This is a genomic window from Vibrio sp. 10N.247.311.12, assembly GCF_041467515.1.
GTDB classification, from domain to species: domain Bacteria; phylum Pseudomonadota; class Gammaproteobacteria; order Enterobacterales; family Vibrionaceae; genus Vibrio; species Vibrio crassostreae_C.
In genome coordinates, this window is sequence record NZ_JBFSUV010000107.1 from 1 (window position 1) to 1,066 (window position 1,066).

General features: G+C 45.8%; 1 protein-coding gene. It reads left to right on the plus strand.

All coding sequences use genetic code 11. The annotated features are described in order from the left end of the window. Positions 1 to 1,066, plus strand: a 1,066-nt coding sequence (locus tag AB6E30_RS22505) for a hypothetical protein (protein ID WP_372105331.1), incomplete at both ends; no start/stop codon positions are given.

The following is a 1,066-nucleotide window of genomic DNA, read 5'->3' on the forward strand; positions in this document are numbered from 1 at the left end:
CGTTAGATATCACTGAGCCAAATCTTGCAGATGGCACAATCACAACCAACACCATTGATGTGATGCCAAATCAGAGTGCTGATGGCGCGACGATCACTCAGTTCACCTATGACGGTCAACTAAGAACACTTGATCAGAATGACACTGGTGAGCAGCAGTTTAGCTTCACGGAAGGTAAGCTTTATATCACCCTTGAAGGTGAAGTGCGCTTTGAACCAAATCGTAATTTAGACCACTCGGTAAGCGAAGACATCGTGAAGTCGATTGTGGTGACTTCAAGTGATTTTGATAATGACGCTCTGACTTCAACCGTAACGCTGACGATTACGGATGGTGATAACCCTACGATTGACGTTATTCCGAGCGTTACTCTTTCTGAAACTAACCTGAGCGATGGCTCTGTTCCAAGTGGCAGCGCGGTAAGCTCGACTCAAATTATTACTTTTACCAATCAAAGTGATGATGTGGTTCGTTTCCGTATTGAGCCAACGGAGTTCAATACTAACGACGATCTTAAATCGAACGGTTTAGCCGTTGAGTTACGTGAAGATCCGACAGGGTCGGGTGACTACATTGGTTTTACGACCAGTGCCACAAACGTAGAAACTACAGTATTCACATTAAGCTTTAATTCTGGGTCATTAGGTGAATACACGTTCACGCTCATCGAAGCGTTGGACCACCAAGATGCCCGCGGCAACAACGACCTCAGTTTTGAACTGCCTGTTTATGCGGTAGACAGTGATGGCGATGATTCACTGATGTCTCCGTTAAGCGTCACTATCGGCGATGATGTTCAAATCATGCAAGATGATACGTTAGATATCGTCGAGCCAAATCTTGCCGATGGCATTGTGACAACCACCACCATTGATGTGATGCCAAGTCAAAGTGCTGATGGCGCAACGGTGACGCAATTCACTTATGATGGCCAACTTCGAACGCTTGACCAAAATGATAACGGCGAGCAGCAGTTTAGCTTCACAGAAGGTGAACTATTCATCACGCTTCAAGGTGAAGTGCGCTTTGAGCCTAATCGTAATCTAGACCACACGCTGAACGAAGA